The organism is Sediminicoccus rosea (assembly GCF_033547095.1).
In the GTDB taxonomy this organism is placed as follows: Bacteria; Pseudomonadota; Alphaproteobacteria; order Acetobacterales; family Acetobacteraceae; genus Roseococcus; species Roseococcus rosea.
On sequence record NZ_CP137852.1, the window covers coordinates 4,826,125 to 4,839,684 of the forward strand.

The window sequence follows — 13,560 nt, forward strand, 5'->3', positions numbered from 1 at the left end:
CCCCCCGGTAAGATCGTAAGATGGTAAGGCGAGACGCCTTCCCGCAGTTCTGTATTGGAGACGGCCCGTGAGCCCGCGCATCGCCCTGTTGGGCTTTTCCATCGAGTGCAACCGCTTCGCGCCCATCGCGACCGAGGCGGATTTCGCCTATCGCTGCCTGCTGCGCGGCGATGCCATCGTGACCGATGCGCGCAGCGCCAGCCCCCAGGCACTGGGCGAGATGCCGGGCTTCGTGACCGCCATGGACGCGACCGGCCCCTGGCAGCCGCGCCCCCTCACCCTCGCCATGGCCGAGCCCAATGGGCCGGTGGACCATGCCTTCTTCGAGAGCCTGATGGAGGAATGGCGCATCGGCCTGCGTGCCCTGCGCGGCCAGGTGGAGGGCGCCTTCTGCGTCATGCATGGCGCGGGGCTGACGACGGTGCTGGATGACCCGGAGGGCGCGGTGCAGGCGCTGGTGCGGGCCGAGCTGGGGGAGATCCCCTTCATCTGCACCTATGACCTGCATGCCAATGTCAGCGACGCCAATGTGGCGCTGAACGACGCCTATGTGGGCTATCTGACGAACCCGCACATGGATATGCGCGCGCGCGGCGAGGAGAGCGCGGGCCTGATGCGCCGGCTGCTGAAGGGCGAGCGCTTCGTGCGCGCGCATCGCCGCCTGCCGATCGTGGCCCCCACCGTCTCGCTGCTCACGGCGCAGGGGCCTTATGCGGAGGTGATCAATCTGGGCCAGGAGCGCCGCGCCGCCGATACGCGCATCGTGAATGTCTCGGTGATGGCGGGCTTCGCCTATGGCGACACGCCCTTCAACGGCATGTGCGCCATCGTCACCGCGACCCACCAGGGCGCCGCCGATGCGCTGACCGATGAGCTGGCGGACGCCGCCTGGGCGCGGCGCGACCGCTTCGTGGCGAAGCTGACGCCGCTGGAGGAAGCGACCGAGCGCGCAATGACCAGCCCCACGCCGCTCGCCTTCGCCGATGTCGCCGACAATCCCGGCGGCGGCGGGCGCGGCAACACCATGTGGCTGCTGGAGGCGTTTCATCGCGCGGGTGTGCAGGGCGCGGTGTTTGGCGTGATCCATGACCCGGCGCTGGTGGCGGAGGCCAAGGCGGTGGGCGTCGGCGGCCAGTTCGAGGCGCGGTTCAACCGCGCGGCCGAACAGGACCCTTTCAGCCGCCCCTTCGCGGCCGAAGCCGAGGTGAAGGCGCTCTCCGACGGGCATGTGACGGGGCGGCGGGGCATCTTCGCCGGCACGGCGATGCAGCTGGGCGACACGGCCTGGCTGCGCCTGGGCGGCATTGACGTGGTGGTGATCAGCCAGCGCACGCAATGCGCGGACCCGGCCTTCCTGGAGCATCTGGGCATTGACGTGGGCGCGGCGCGCTGCGTCGTGGTGAAGTCACGCGGGCATTTCCGCGGCGGCTTCGACGAGTTCTTCCAGCACGAGCAGATCGTGGAGGTGGATGCGCCGGGCCTCACCTCGCCCATCCTCTCCCGCTTCGACTGGACGAAATTGCCGCGGCCCGTGCTGCCGCTGGATCAGGACGCCTCGCGATGAACCTCGATGAACTGACCACGCCGGCTTTGGTGCTGGATCTGGGTGTGCTGAAGCGCAACCTGGCCATGATGCAGCGCGCCATCGCGCGCCACCCCGGCGTCGTGCTGCGGCCACACCTCAAGACCGCGAAGTCGCGCGATGTGGCGATGTTGGCGGCACCCGATTTCGGCCCCGTCACCGTCAGCACCCTGGCCGAGGCGCGCTACTTCGCCGAGGGCGGCTGGCGGGACCAGATCTATGCGGTGGGGATCACGCCGCAGAAGCTCGATGCCGTGGCCGCGCTGAATGCCGATGGGGCGGATGTGAAGGTCATCACCGATGATGTGGAGGCCGCCCAGGCCATCGCCGCGCATCCGGGAAAGATCCGCGCGCTGGTCGAGGTGGATGTGGGCGAGGGCCGCGGCGGCGTGCCGCCGGATGAGGCGCGGGCCATCGCGGCCGCACTCGGCGGGAAGCTCGCCGGCGTCTTCACCCATGCCGGCCACTCCTACGGCGGGCGCAGCATCCCCGAGATGGCCGCGATCGCCGAGCTGGAGCGCGCGGGCGTGGTGCGCGCCGCTGACGCGCTGCGCGAGGCCGGGTTCAAGCTGGAGATCGTGAGCCTCGGTTCCTCCCCCACCGCGCTGCATGCGGAGAAGCTGGACGGCATCACCGAGATCCGCGCGGGTGTTTATATGTTCGGGGACCTGTTCCAGGCGCAGCTCGGCACCCACCCCGAGGGCGATATCGCGGTGACGGTGCTGGCCAGCGTCATCGGCCGCAAGCCGGCGCGCGGCGCGCTGCTGCTGGATTCCGGCGCGCTGGCCATGAGCAAGGACCGCAGCACGGAGAAGGCGCCGCGCGACTACGGTTTCGGCCTGGTGCTGGACATGGATGGCGGGAACACGCTGGGCGAGCCGATCCTGACGCGGGTGCATCAGGAGCATGGCGAGGCGGTGCCCGCGCCCATGCTGCCCATCGGCACGAAACTGCGCGTGGCCCCCAATCATACCTGCCTGACAGCGGCCGCCTTCGACCGCTATCATGTGGTGGATGGATCGCGCGAGGTGATCGCCGTGTGGGACCGTGTCAACGGATGGTAGCGCATGAGGACTGGTCCGCGCTGCGGGCGGCGGAGACCCAGCGCATGCTGGCCGCCTGCACCCGCTGCGGCGCCTGCTTCGAGGCCTGCCCGATGGTGCCTTATGCGCGGGATGCGCGCGGCACCGATGCGAAGGCCGCCGTGACCGGCGTGCTGGATGTGCTCTCCGGCGGCGCCGGCGATGCGGCATCGCGCAACTGGATCAGCGTCTGCACGCGGAGTGGCTCCTGCAACGAGGCCTGCCCGGAAGCGGTGAATCCCATGCTCATGCTGCGGCTGGCCAAATGGCAGGCGCAGGAGGGGGGCGTGATCCCCAAGCGGGATGCGGCGGAAACCATGTCCCGCGTGAAGGTCTTCGCGCGGCTGTCTTTCACCGAGAAGGAACAGGGCGAATGGCTGTGAGCACCTTCTGGTATGGCTGCAACATGACGCGCCATGGCGAGATCATCCGCCTCAGCCAGCGCATCCTGGAAGCCGTGGGGGTCGAGGCCGCGCCGGTGGGTGGCCCCGGCGCCTGCTGCGGCAGCCCGAAGGAGAGCACACCGCGCATCGCCGAAGGCATGGCCGACCGGACGATGGAGAAATTCGCCGCCAGCGGGACGCCGCGGGTGATCACCTGGTGCCCCTCCTGCCACGCCAATCTCGATGATTTCATGGGGCAGACGAAGGAACAGAACTTCGACAGCCAGCATCTCTGCGAGGCGATCCATGAGCAGCGCGCGCGGCTCCAGCCCCTGCTGACTCAGCGGGTTTCGGCGCGCGTCTTCGTGGACCGGCATGTGGGCTTCCAGGGGCGGGTGCCGGTGAACGACATCATCCCCGAGTTGCTGGGGATGATCCCGGGGGTTTCCGTGGTGGACCACCCCTATCGCGCGCCGAGCTACATGTGTTTCGGCCTTGCGAGCGTGCCGGGTGCGCTCGCCGATGTGCAGCGGACCACGCTGGCGGCGATGCGGGAGACGGGGGCGGACACGCTGGTGACCATCTTCCACTCCTGCCACCGCGAGATGATCGGGCTGGAGCGGGACCACGGCATCCGCGTGGTGAACTGGGTGCACCTGCTGGCCGAGGGCATGGGGCTGCCCTACGAGGATGAATACAAGGCCTGGCGCAACGCCGAGGACCCCATCGCGGCCATCGGCGCGGAGCGGGTGGCGGCGGCGGGAGAGGTCGCCGTCCGCAAGCTGGTCGAGCCCGAATTGACCCGGCCGAGGCTGGTGTGATGGGGTCCGGGGCCAAGGTTTTCCCCCTTGGGCCCCGGCGGGTGCAGGGCGGAGCCCTGGGTTGCCCCTTATCCTCCCAAAGCGGCCTTCACGGCGGGCCCGGCCTTGGCCATGTCCAGGCTCGCGGCATGCTTCGCCTTCAGCACGGCCATGACCTTGCCCATCTCCTTGATGCTGGTGGCGCCGGTTTCGGCCACGGCGGCGGCGACGGCGGCGGCCAGCGCCGCGTCATCCATCTGGGTGGGCAGGAAGCTTTCGATCACCTTGATCTCGGCCTCCTCCTTCGCGGCCAGCTCCTCGCGGTTGCCCTGGCGGTAGAGCTCCACGGATTCGCGGCGGGATTTCGCCATGCCGCGCAGCATGGCGATGATCGCCGGCTCCTCCAGCGGCGGGCCGGGGCGGGCGGCGATGTCCATGTCCTTCAGCTTGGCCGTGATCATGCGCAGCGTGCCGGTGGTCGCGGCATCCTTGGCGAGCATGGCGGTTTTCAATTCGGCTGTGAAACGGCTACGGAGGTCCATGGGATCAATCCTTACACGGGAAGTCGGGAGTGTTTTTCCCAGTGCGCCGGCTCCCGCCTTGCCCTGGGAAGTCATTTCCCACATAGTGTAGCCCATGCGCTCCGTGGAAGACATCCTAGCCCTCATGGGGGGCGCCGAGGCCGCCGCCGCCCAATGCCAGGTCGGCACCGAGGCCATTCGCAAGTGGCGGCAGGCCAAATCCATCCCGGCCAAGCACTGGCCCGCGGTGCTGGCGGCCACCGGCCTCTCCCTCTCCGATCTCACCAGCGCGGCCCCAACGCCCCAGGAAACGCCCATGCCCGATCAAGTCCCCGAAGGTGCCACCGCCGTCCTCGTCCTGGACGATGGCAGCGTGCATTGGGGCCTGGGCTTCGGCGCGCATGGCACGAACGAAGCCGAGATTTGCTTCAACACCGGCCTCACCGGCTACCAGGAAACGCTGACCGACCCCTCCTATGCCGGGCAGATCATCAACTTCACCTTCCCGCATATCGGCATCGTTGGCACCAACCCCGAGGACATGGAGGCGGCGACGCCGGTCGCCCGCGGCCTGATCGTCAAGCAGGACGTGACGGAGCCCGCCAATTACCGCGCCACGCTGCACCTGCGCGAATGGCTGAAGCGGCATGGCGTGCCGGGCATCAGCGGCCTCGACACGCGGGCGCTGACGGCGCGCATCCGTGATGGCGGCGCGCCCAATGGGGTGATCAGCTTCCCGGCCGATGGCCGCTTCGACATCCCGGCCCTGCTCGCCCAGGCCAAGGCTTGGCCGGGGCTGGAGGGCATGGACCTCGCGAAGGAAGTGACGGCCCGCCAGGCCTATCACTGGGACGAGACCTGCTGGTCCTGGGGCAAGGGCTTCGGCGCGCAGAAGGCGCCCACGCATCGCGTGGTGGCGCTGGACTATGGCGCGAAGCGCAACATCCTGCGCTGCCTGGCCGATGCCGGCTGCGACGTGACGGTGCTGCCCGCAACGGCCACGGCCGAAGAGATCCTGCGCGAGAAGCCGGATGGCGTCTTCCTCTCCAACGGCCCGGGCGACCCGGCGGCGACCGGCGCCTATGCCGTGCCCGCCATCCAGGGTGTGCTGGCGGCGAAGGTGCCGGTCTTCGGCATCTGCCTCGGCCACCAGCTGCTGGCGCTGGCCCTGGGCGCCAAGACCTACAAGCTCGATCGCGGCCATCGCGGCGCCAACCAGCCGGTGCAGGACCTCGCGACCGGGAAGGTCGAGATCACCAGCCAGAATCATGGCTTCGCGGTGGACCCCAAATCCCTGCCCGAGGGCGTGGTGGTCACGCATGTCAGCCTCTTCGACGGCACGAACGAGGGCATCGCGGCGCCCGCCAGGCGCGCCTTCTCGGTGCAGTATCACCCGGAAGCCTCGCCCGGCCCGTCGGATAGCCACTACCTGTTCCATCGGTTCGTGGAGATGATGGCCCAGGCCAAGGCCTGACCCAGGTGGCCTGAACACAGGGAGAAACCGGACATGTTCGATCTCACGGGGCGCGTGGCGCTCGTCACCGGCGGCAATGGCGGGATCGGGCTGGGCTTCGCCCGCGGCCTGGCCAAGGCCGGCGCCAGCGTGATGCTGGCCGGCCGCGACGCCGCCAAGAGCGAGGCCGCGCTCGCCGAACTGCGCGCGCTGGGCGCCCAGGCCGAGGCGGTGAGCGTGGACGTGACCAACACAGATTCCATCAAGGCGATGGTGGCGGCGACGGTCTCGACCTTCGGGCGGCTCGACATCCTGGTGAACAATGCGGGCACCAACATCCGCTCGCGCCCCGAGGAGACCTCGCTGGCCGATTGGCACACGGTGCTGAACACCAACCTGACCAGCACGATGTTCGCGGCCCAGGCCGCCTATCCGCACCTGAAGGCGGGCGGCGTGGGTCGCATCATCAACAACGGTTCCATGCTCTCCATCTTCGGCATGCCGCTGCATGCGGCCTATTCCTCCTCGAAGGGCGCCGTGGTGCAGCTGACGAAGACGCTGGCCACCGCCTGGGCGAAGGACGGCATCACGGTCAATTGCGTGCTGCCCGGCTGGATCGACACGGCGCTGACCCGCGGCGCGCGGCGCGACATGCCGGCGCTGGATCAGAACGTCCGCACCCGCGCCCCCGCCGGCCGCTGGGGCACGCCCGAGGATTTCGAGGGCATCGCGGCCTTCTATGCGAGCGATGCGGCGGCCTACATCACCGGCACCTCCATCGCCGTGGATGGCGGATATTCGATCCAGGGATGACGCGGTGCCGCTGCCGGAATTCATGCAGATCGAGGCGCCCGTCTATGCGCCGCGTCGCACCCTCTCCCTCATGGAGACGGAGCAATTCCTGCTGCTCGCCGCCTATCACCTCTGGCGCGACGACATCTGGCCGATTGACGGCGAGGCGCTGGACAAGCTGCGCGGCGCCCTCTCGCCGCATCCCGTGCGCGACCAGAACAAGCAATTCGGCATGAACGTGCTGGAAATGGCGCTGGACCGGCTGACGACGGCGGAGCTCATCGAGATTCGCCGCCGCGGCATCGTGCCGACGCCGCGCGCGATCGAGGAGCTCGAGCGCGCCATCGCCGGCACGCGGAAGAGCGCCGAAGACATGCTGCGCAAGCTGCTGGAGGATTGATGCCCTCCCTCGAAACCCTGCTTGTCTTCGCTGCCCTCTCGCTCGGCCTGGTGCTGACGCCCGGGCCGAACATGCTCTACCTCATCAGCCGTTCCCTGGCGCAGGGAACGCGGGCGGGCATGGTCTCGCTGGCCGGCTGCCAGACGGGCTCGCTCCTCATCATGCTTTGCGCGGCGGCGGGCATCACGGCGGCGCTGTTTGCCATTCCCTATGCCTGGGATGCGCTGCGCATCGGCGGCGCGATCTACCTCGCCTGGCTCGCCTGGCAATGCGTGCGGCCAGGCGCGACGCCCCTCTTCGCGCCGCGCAGCCTGCCGCCCGAACCGGATGCGCGGCTCTTCGCGGTCGGCTTCGCCACCGCAGCGCTGAACCCCAAGGTCGCGCTGTTCTATGTGGCGGTGCTGCCGCCCTTCCTCGACCCGGCGCTGGGCAACCTCTTCGTGCAGGGCGTGATCCTGGGCGCGGTGCAGATCATCATCGCCATCGTCTTCGACGGCATCCTGGTCTGGGGGGCCGCCGGCACGGCGCGCTTCCTCGGCACACGGCCCGGCTGGCTCGCCGTGCAGCGCTACGTGCTCGGCGCGGCGCTGGCGCTGATCGCGGCCAAGCTGGCCTTTGGCGAGGGTTTCTCGGGGGCACGCGGCTGATGGTGGAATTCCTCGTTACGCTCCTCGTCGTGCTGATGCTGCTGGCGGGCTGCACGCTCGTCGCCATCATCGCCACCACCGCCTTCGGGCGCATGCTGCCGCGGCTGGAGCAGGCGCTCGGCCTCTCCATGCTGCTGATGGGCGTGCTGCTCTACCTCGTCTTTCCCGGCACGGGCGCGCTCTATGTGGTCGGCCTCGTGGCGCTCTCGCACGCCATCGCGGGCGGGCTGATCTGGTATCGCAAGAAGGTGTTCGGCCGATGAACGGGTTCGTCTTCGCCCTCTTCGCGCTGGGCTATTCCGGCGGCGTGCTCTTCTGGCTGGCGCATGCGCTGAAGAAGATGTTCCCGCCGATGCGCGCGGCACTCACCGCCTTCGCCATCTCGGCCACCGTGCATGGCGTGACCATGTTCTTCCTCGAGCCCGAGCACGTCATCACCGCGCTGGCCTTCTGGGGCGTACCGCACCTGATCCTGCTGCCGGCGCTGCTGTATTCCGCCTGGCGTGAATCCAAGGGAGTGCAAGGCTGATGGAACAGATCCTCATCATCGTGCAGGGCCTCGTCTATTCCGGCCTCGTCGTCACGCTGCTCGCCAACCGCCTCTCCAAGGGCCGCCCCGGCGTGATCCCGATCCTGGCGGCGGCGGGCTCGCTGATCCTGCTGCACGGGTTGCTCACCTTTCTGATCCCGGCCGCCTGGCACACCACCTGGTACGTCTTCTGGGTGCCGGGCCACGTCATCACGCCCCTCATCCTGCTCTGGCGCCGGCGCGGCGCCCCAGACTGAACACACAGCGACTGCACATTCCCCGGCGGCCAGCGCCCCGGAACTCCCCTTCTCCTGAGGTCCCCCATGCCCAAGCGCACAGACATCTCCTCGATCCTCATCATCGGCGCCGGCCCCATCGTCATCGGCCAGGCCTGCGAGTTCGACTATTCCGGCGCCCAGGCCTGCAAGGCGCTGCGGGCTGAGGGCTATCGCGTCATCCTGGTGAACTCCAACCCGGCCACGATCATGACCGATCCGGGCCTGGCGGATGCGACCTATGTCGAGCCGATCACCCCCGAGATCGTCGAGAAGATCATCGCGAAGGAGCGCCCGGATGCGCTGCTGCCCACCATGGGCGGGCAGACCGCGCTGAACACGGCGCTGAAGCTCGATGCCGCCGGCGTGCTCAAGAAGTATGGCTGCGAGCTGATCGGCGCCAAGGCCGAGGTGATCGACAAGGCGGAGGACCGCCAGAAGTTCCGTGATGCGATGAGCAAGATCGGCATCGAAAGCCCCAAGAGCGCCATCGCCCACACGATGGACGAGGCCTGGGCCGGCCTCGCGGAAGTGGGCCTGCCCTGCGTCATCCGCCCGAGCTTCACGCTGGGCGGCACGGGCGGCGGCATCGCCTACAACCGCGAGGAGTTCGAGCAGATCGTCTCCGCCGGCCTCGCCGCCTCGATGACGAGCGAGGTGCTGGTCGAGGAAAGCGTGCTCGGCTGGAAGGAATACGAGATGGAAGTCGTCCGTGACCGCGCGGACAACTGCATCATCGTCTGCTCCATCGAGAACCTGGACGCGATGGGCGTGCACACGGGCGACAGCGTGACCATCGCTCCGGCGCTGACGCTGACCGACAAGGAATACCAGCGCATGCGCGATGCGAGCATCGCCTGCCTGCGCGAGATCGGCGTGGACACCGGCGGCTCCAACGTGCAGTTCGGCATCAACCCGAAGGATGGCCGCATGGTGGTCATCGAGATGAATCCGCGCGTCAGCCGCTCCTCCGCGCTCGCTTCCAAGGCCACGGGTTTCCCCATCGCCAAGATCGCGGCCAAGCTCGCCGTCGGCTACACGCTGGATGAGCTGAAGAACGACATCACCATGGTGACGCCGGCCAGCTTCGAGCCGACCATCGACTATGTGGTGGTGAAGATCCCCCGCTTCACCTTCGAGAAATTCCCCGGCACGCCGGCCACGCTGACCACCAGCATGAAGTCCGTCGGCGAGGCGATGGCGATCGGCCGCTCCTTCGCGGAAGCCCTGCAGAAGGGCCTGCGCAGCCTGGAGACGGGGCTTTCCGGCCTCGATGAGCAGGCGCCGCCGGGCGATGGCTCGCGCGAGGCCTTCCATGCCTCGCTCGCCATCCCCCGCCCGGATCGCGTGCTGACCGTGGCGCAGGCGCTGCGCGCGGGCGTGCCGGTCGAGGAGATCCACGCCGCCTGCAAGTTCGACCCCTGGTTCATCCGCGAGATCGCGCGCATCGTGGATGCCGAGCGCGCGGTGAAGGCCAAGGGCCTGCCGACCAGCGCGCACGGCATGCGCGGCCTCAAGGCGCTCGGCTTCTCCGACAAGCAGCTGGCCAAGCTGACCGGCCAGGCCGAGACCGCCGTGACCGCGGCGCGCGAGAAGCTCGGCGTGCTGCCGGTCTACAAGCGCATCGACACCTGCGCCGCCGAATTCGCGGCCGATACGCCCTACATGTATTCCACCTATGAGGGTGGCTTCGGAACGCCCGTCTGCGAGTCCCGCCCCACGGCGCGCAACAAGGTGGTCATCCTGGGTGGCGGGCCGAACCGCATCGGCCAGGGCATCGAGTTCGACTATTGCTGCGTCCATGCCTGCTACGCGCTGAAGGAAGCGGGCATCGAGACCATCATGGTCAACTGCAATCCCGAGACCGTCTCCACCGACCCCGAGACGGCCGACCGCCTCTATTTCGAGCCGCTGACGCCCGAGGACGTGATCGCCCTGATCCGCCGCGAGCAGGAGGCGGGCACGCTGCTCGGCTGCATCGTGCAATATGGCGGGCAGACGCCGCTCAAGCTCAGCCAGGCGCTGGACAAGGCGGGCATCCCCATCCTCGGCACCTCGGCCGAAGCCATCGACATCGCCGAGGATCGCGAGCGCTTCCAGCAGATGCTGAAGGGCCTCGGGCTGCAGCAGCCGCAGAACGGCATCGCCCGCAACCTGGAGGAGGCCGAGGTCGAGGCCGAGCGCATCGGCTATCCCGTCGTTGTCCGCCCCTCCTATGTGCTGGGCGGCCGCGCGATGGAGATCGCCTACAATGCCGAGCAGCTGCGCCGCTTCGGCGCCGAGGCGGTGCGCGTCTCGGGCGAGAATCCCATCCTCATCGACCAGTACCTGGCCGATGCCATCGAGGTGGATGTGGACTGCATCGCCGACGCGGACGGCGTGGTCTATGTGGCCGGCGTGATGGAGCACATCGAGGAGGCGGGCATCCATTCGGGTGACAGCGCCTGCTCGCTCCCGCCCTATTCGCTGCCGCCCGCCATCATCACCGAGCTGAAGGCGCAGACCCAGGCCATGGCGCGCGCGCTCAAGGTGCGCGGGCTGATGAACGTGCAATATGCGGTGAAGGATGGCGAGATCTACGTGCTGGAGGTGAACCCCCGCGCCAGCCGCACCGTGCCCTTCGTGGCCAAGGCCACGGGTGTCGCCGTCGCCAAGATCGGCGCGCGCGTGATGGCCGGCGCCAAGCTCGCCGAGTTCAACCTGGATGACGACGCGGTGGCCAAGCATGTGGCGGTGAAGGAGGCGGTTTTCCCCTTCAACCGCTTCCCCGGCGTGGACGTGCTGCTCGGCCCCGAGATGAAGTCCACCGGCGAGGTGATGGGCCTCGACACCAGCTTCGAGCGCGCCTTCCTGAAGTCGCAGATGGGTGCGGGCGTGAAGCTGCCGGAAGGCGGCACCGCCTTCATCTCGGTGCGCGAGGGGGACAAGGCGGCCGCCGTCGGCATCGCGCGGCGCCTTGCCGAGATGGGCTTCCGCGTGATGGCAACCCGCGGCACCGCGGCACGTTTGCGCGAAGCCGGAATCGAGGTGACGCTGGTGAACAAGGTGCTGGAAGGCCGCCCGCATTGCGTGGATGCGATCAAGTCCGGGGAGATCCAGCTCGTGATCAACACCTCGGGCGGCGGGCGCAGCGTGTCCGACAGCTTCGACATTCGTCGTTCGGCGCTGACGCAGGGCGTTCCGCACTACACGACCATCGCCGGTGCGAGGGCCGCGGCGGGGGCGATCGCCGCGTTGCGGGCGGGAACCCTTGATGTAGCGCCCCTGCAATCCTACTCTATCACGTCGTTCTGAAGTCCGACTCATGGAGGTGGGGGGCGCTCCCGCCCCCTTCTCTCCCCCTCTCACGCCGGCGTGCCAAGCAAGAGCCAGCCGGCAAGAGGGACCGCCGCGAAGGAAGAAACTGCCGTGCAGAAGTTCCCGATGACCGCCGAGGGGCTGGCCAAGCTGGAAGAGGAACTGAAGCAACTGAAGTCCGTTGAACGCCCCGCGATCATCGTGGCGATCGCGGAGGCGCGCGCGCATGGCGACCTCTCGGAAAACGCCGAGTATCATGCGGCGCGCGAGCGCCAGTCCTTCATCGAAGGCCGCCTCGCCGAGCTCGAGGCGATCATCCCCTCGGTCGAGGTGATCGACGTGAGCAAGATGACGGGCAGCCAGGTGCGCTTCGGCGCGCGGGTCACCATCATCGACGAGGAGACCGAGAAGGAGACGACCTATCGCATCGTCGGCCAGTATGAGGCCGACATGAAGACGGGCTCGATCTCGCTCTCCTCGCCGCTCGCCAAGGCGCTGATGGGCAAGAAGGTGGGTGACAGCGTGGAGGTTCCGACCCCGGGCGGCGCCCGCGCCGTCGAGATCACCGCGGTCGCCTTCAACTAGCGCCATGCAGCTCTCCCTGGCGGATCTGCGCGCGGCCGCGGCGCGCATCCATGGCCGCGTGCTGCGCACGCCCAGCATCGAGAACCCCGCCGTCTCCCATGCCTGCGGTGCGCGCGTCTCGCTCAAACTCGACAACCTGCAGGCGACCGGCGCCTTCAAGGAGCGCGGCGCGGCCAACCGCCTCGCCCTGCTGTCCGAGCGCGAGCGTGCGGCCGGCGTCATCGCCATGTCGGCCGGGAATCATGCCCAGGCGGTGGCGCGCCATTCCACGCTGCTGGGCATCGCCTCCACCATCGTGATGCCGCGCTTCACCCCCTCCAACAAGGTGCTGCGCACCGAGGGTTTCGGCGCGCGCGTGGTGCTGCATGGCGAGAACCTGGCCGAGGCCGCGGCCCATGCCCACCAGCTGGCCCGCGCCGAGGGCCTGACCTTCATCCACCCCTATGACGACCCCGGCGTGATCGCCGGCCAGGGCACGATGGCGCTGGAGATGCTGGAGGACGCGCCCGACCTCGACGCGCTGATCTTCCCGACCGGCGGCGGCGGCCTCGTCACCGGCTGCGCCGTGGCCGCTCATGCGCTGCGCCCTGGCATGCCGGTCTACGGCGTGGAGGTGGAGGGCTACCAGGCCATGCGCCAGCGCCTTGCCGGCCAGCCCGTGCAGGTGGGCGGCCCCACCATCGCCGAGGGCATCGCCGTGCGCGACGTGGGCGAATTGCCGCTGGAGATGCTGAAGCGCCTCGGCGTCGAGATCCTGGTCGTGCCCGAGCGCGCGGTGGAGCAGGGCATCGCGCTGCTGGCCGAGGGCGCCAAGGTCGTCTCCGAGGGAGCGGGCGCGGCCGGCATCGCCGCACTGCTCACCTATCCCGAGCGCTTCGCGGGGAAGCATGTCGGCACCGTCGTCTGCGGCGGCAATATTGACCCGCGCATCCTCTCCAACGTGCTGCTGCGGAACCTGCTGCGCGATGGCCGGCTGCTGCGCCTGCACCTCGACATCCCCGACCGCCCGGGCGTGCTGGCCGACATCGCGACGCGCGTGGCCGATGCCGGCGGCAATGTGATCGAGGTGAGCCACCAGCGCCTCTTCGCCGCACCCAGCGTGCAGACGGCGGAGCTGGAACTCATGATCGAGGTGCGCGACCGGGCGCAGGCCGATGCCATCGTGGCCGCGCTCGAAGCCGGCGACTACGTGGTGCGGCGCGGCTAAAGCGCGC

General features: G+C 68.9%; 15 protein-coding genes. 14 read left to right on the top strand and 1 reads right to left on the bottom strand.

The features are described 5' to 3' along the window. Window positions 1–67: 67 nt before the first annotated feature. The 4 genes from R9Z33_RS23235 to R9Z33_RS23250 are packed head-to-tail and all read left to right on the top strand — an operon-like array spanning window position 68 to window position 3,868. The gene (locus tag R9Z33_RS23235) at window positions 68–1,564 is read left to right on the top strand and encodes a M81 family metallopeptidase (protein ID WP_318648957.1); all 1,497 of its coding nucleotides are present in this window, start codon (window positions 68–70) and stop codon (window positions 1,562–1,564) included. Then, window positions 1,561–2,646, top strand: coding sequence for an alanine racemase (locus tag R9Z33_RS23240; RefSeq protein WP_318648959.1), 1,086 nt, complete (start codon window positions 1,561–1,563; stop codon window positions 2,644–2,646). The genes R9Z33_RS23235 and R9Z33_RS23240 overlap by 4 nt, the downstream gene beginning before the upstream one ends. Continuing rightward, window positions 2,640–3,047, top strand: coding sequence for a (Fe-S)-binding protein (locus R9Z33_RS23245; protein WP_318648960.1), 408 nt, complete (start codon window positions 2,640–2,642; stop codon window positions 3,045–3,047). The genes R9Z33_RS23240 and R9Z33_RS23245 overlap by 7 nt, the downstream gene beginning before the upstream one ends. Beyond that, on the top strand, window positions 3,038–3,868 hold the full coding sequence (locus tag R9Z33_RS23250; RefSeq protein WP_318648961.1) for a heterodisulfide reductase-related iron-sulfur binding cluster: 831 nt from the start codon (window positions 3,038–3,040) through the stop codon (window positions 3,866–3,868). The genes R9Z33_RS23245 and R9Z33_RS23250 overlap by 10 nt, the downstream gene beginning before the upstream one ends. A 68-nt stretch (window positions 3,869–3,936) precedes the next feature. On the opposite strand, the gene R9Z33_RS23255 is transcribed toward R9Z33_RS23250, so the two are convergent. Continuing rightward, window positions 3,937–4,389, bottom strand: a complete 453-nt coding sequence (locus R9Z33_RS23255; protein ID WP_318648962.1) for a GatB/YqeY domain-containing protein — start codon at window positions 4,387–4,389, stop codon at window positions 3,937–3,939. Window positions 4,390–4,483: 94 nt separating this feature from the next. On the opposite strand from R9Z33_RS23255, the gene carA reads away from it, so the two are divergent. From carA to R9Z33_RS23305, 10 genes are all read left to right on the top strand, one after another. Further along, window positions 4,484–5,842, top strand: a complete 1,359-nt coding sequence (gene carA / locus R9Z33_RS23260) for a glutamine-hydrolyzing carbamoyl-phosphate synthase small subunit (protein ID WP_318648963.1) — start codon at window positions 4,484–4,486, stop codon at window positions 5,840–5,842. A gap of 33 nt (window positions 5,843–5,875) precedes the next feature. Beyond that, the gene (locus tag R9Z33_RS23265; protein ID WP_318648964.1) at window positions 5,876–6,634 is read left to right on the top strand and encodes an SDR family NAD(P)-dependent oxidoreductase; all 759 of its coding nucleotides are present in this window, start codon (window positions 5,876–5,878) and stop codon (window positions 6,632–6,634) included. Window positions 6,635–6,638: 4 nt separating this feature from the next. Then, window positions 6,639–7,013, top strand: coding sequence for a hypothetical protein (locus tag R9Z33_RS23270; RefSeq protein WP_318648965.1), 375 nt, complete (start codon window positions 6,639–6,641; stop codon window positions 7,011–7,013). Next, a complete protein-coding gene (locus R9Z33_RS23275) occupies window positions 7,013–7,660 on the top strand; it encodes a LysE family translocator (RefSeq protein WP_318648966.1) in 648 nt (215 codons plus the stop codon). Before R9Z33_RS23270 ends, R9Z33_RS23275 begins: the two co-directional genes overlap by 1 nt. Further along, the gene (locus tag R9Z33_RS23280) at window positions 7,660–7,923 is read left to right on the top strand and encodes a hypothetical protein (RefSeq protein ID WP_318648967.1); all 264 of its coding nucleotides are present in this window, start codon (window positions 7,660–7,662) and stop codon (window positions 7,921–7,923) included. Before R9Z33_RS23275 ends, R9Z33_RS23280 begins: the two co-directional genes overlap by 1 nt. Continuing rightward, entirely contained in the window at window positions 7,920–8,189 is a 270-nt protein-coding gene (locus R9Z33_RS23285; protein WP_318648968.1) for a hypothetical protein, read from the top strand. The genes R9Z33_RS23280 and R9Z33_RS23285 overlap by 4 nt, the downstream gene beginning before the upstream one ends. After that, complete coding sequence (locus R9Z33_RS23290; protein ID WP_318648969.1) at window positions 8,189–8,446, top strand: hypothetical protein; 258 nt, start codon at window positions 8,189–8,191, stop codon at window positions 8,444–8,446. Before R9Z33_RS23285 ends, R9Z33_RS23290 begins: the two co-directional genes overlap by 1 nt. A gap of 66 nt (window positions 8,447–8,512) precedes the next feature. After that, entirely contained in the window at window positions 8,513–11,758 is a 3,246-nt protein-coding gene (gene carB / locus R9Z33_RS23295) for a carbamoyl-phosphate synthase large subunit (protein WP_318648970.1), read from the top strand. A 114-nt stretch (window positions 11,759–11,872) separates the two neighbouring features. Next, complete coding sequence (gene greA / locus R9Z33_RS23300; protein WP_318648971.1) at window positions 11,873–12,346, top strand: transcription elongation factor GreA; 474 nt, start codon at window positions 11,873–11,875, stop codon at window positions 12,344–12,346. 4 nt (window positions 12,347–12,350) lie between these two features. After that, window positions 12,351–13,553 (top strand): threonine ammonia-lyase, encoded by a 1,203-nt coding sequence (locus tag R9Z33_RS23305; RefSeq protein WP_318648972.1) that lies wholly within the window; start codon window positions 12,351–12,353, stop codon window positions 13,551–13,553. Window positions 13,554–13,560 lie beyond the last annotated feature (7 nt).